This is a genomic window from Sulfitobacter sp. HI0040 (assembly GCF_001634885.1).
In the GTDB taxonomy this organism is placed as follows: domain Bacteria; phylum Pseudomonadota; class Alphaproteobacteria; order Rhodobacterales; family Rhodobacteraceae; genus Sulfitobacter.
Genome location: NZ_LWEX01000193.1, coordinates 1 through 1490 on the forward strand (window position 1 = coordinate 1; position 1490 = coordinate 1490).

General features: G+C 63.9%; 2 protein-coding genes. Both read left to right on the plus strand.

What is annotated here, in order from left to right; genetic code table 11:
- The coding region (locus tag A3728_RS11855; protein WP_150120762.1) for an aldehyde dehydrogenase family protein at nucleotides 1-974 on the plus strand (974 nt) is incomplete at its 5' end.
- Between the two features lie 64 nt (nucleotides 975-1038).
- A partial coding sequence (locus A3728_RS11860) for a glutamate-cysteine ligase family protein (protein ID WP_236630481.1) occupies nucleotides 1039-1490 on the plus strand: 452 nt, incomplete at its 3' end.

Consider the following 1490-nt stretch of genomic DNA (forward strand, 5'->3'; position numbering starts at 1 on the left):
AGCGTGACCCCTCCGTCCCGCTGATGCTGGCCGAACTGGCCGAGGAAGCGGGCCTGCCCAAGGGCATCCTGCAGGTGGTCAACGGCGACAAGGAAGCCGTCGACGCGATCCTGCACGACGATGTCATCCAGTCCATCGGCTTCGTCGGCTCCACCCCGATTGCCGAATACATCTATGCGACGGGCTGCGCCAACGGCAAACGCGTGCAGTGCTTCGGCGGCGCCAAGAACCACATGATCGTCATGCCCGACGCCGACATGGATCAGGCCGCCGACGCGCTGGTGGGCGCGGGCTATGGTGCTGCAGGCGAACGCTGCATGGCGATCTCGGTCGCCGTCCCGGTCGGTGAGGAAACCGCCGACCGGCTCATCGAAAAGCTGGTCCCGCGGATCGAAAAGCTGAAGGTCGGGCCCTACACCGCCGGCAATGATGTGGATTACGGCCCCGTCGTGACCGCGGCGGCCAAGGCCAATATCGAACGGCTTGTGCAGACGGGCATCGATCAGGGCGCCGAACTGGTCGTCGACGGACGCGACTTCAAGCTTCAGGGCTACGAGGACGGCTATTTCATCGGCCCGCACCTCTTTGACCGCGCCACCAAGGACATGGACATCTACACGCAGGAAATCTTCGGCCCCGTGCTGACCTGCGTGCGTGCCAAGACCTATGAAGAGGCGCTCGGCCTCGCGATGGACCATGAATACGGCAACGGCACCGCGATCTTCACCCGCGACGGCGACGCCGCCCGTGACTTTGCCAACCGCATCAACATCGGGATGGTGGGCATCAACGTGCCGATCCCGGTGCCGCTGGCCTACCACACCTTCGGCGGCTGGAAAAAATCGGTCTTCGGCGATCTGAACCAGCACGGCCCGGATGCGTTCAAATTCTACACCCGCACCAAGACCGTGACGGCCCGGTGGCCCAGCGGCATCAAGGAAGGCGGCGAATTTTCCATCCCCGTGATGGAATGACCTGAACCGGCCCCGCCGCCCGTCCAAGCAAGACCGGCGGGGCCCCGACCCCGGAGGCCCCGCCATGCAATCTGAATTCACCATAGGCATCGAAGAAGAATACCTGTTGGTGGACAAGGATTCGCTGGCGCTCTGTGCCGCGCCCGACGCGCTGATGGACGCCTGCAAACACGCGCTCGAAGATCAGGTGAGCCCGGAATTCATGCAGTGCCAGATCGAGATCGGCACGCAGGTCTGCGGCGATGTCGCCTCGGCACGGGAAGAACTCCGCCGGTTGCGCAGCACCGTGTCCGAGGTGGCAGGACGCTTCAACCTCGTGCCGATCTCCGCCTCCTGCCATCCGTTTTCGGACTGGAAGCAGCAGGACACCACCGACAAGGAACGCTACGAGTCGCTGGAATCGGAACTGGCGCTCGTGGCACGGCGCATGTTGATCTGCGGGATGCACGTGCATGTCGGGGTGGAGGACGAAGCCCTGCGCGTCGATCTGATGCCGCAGTTTTCGTACTTCCTGCC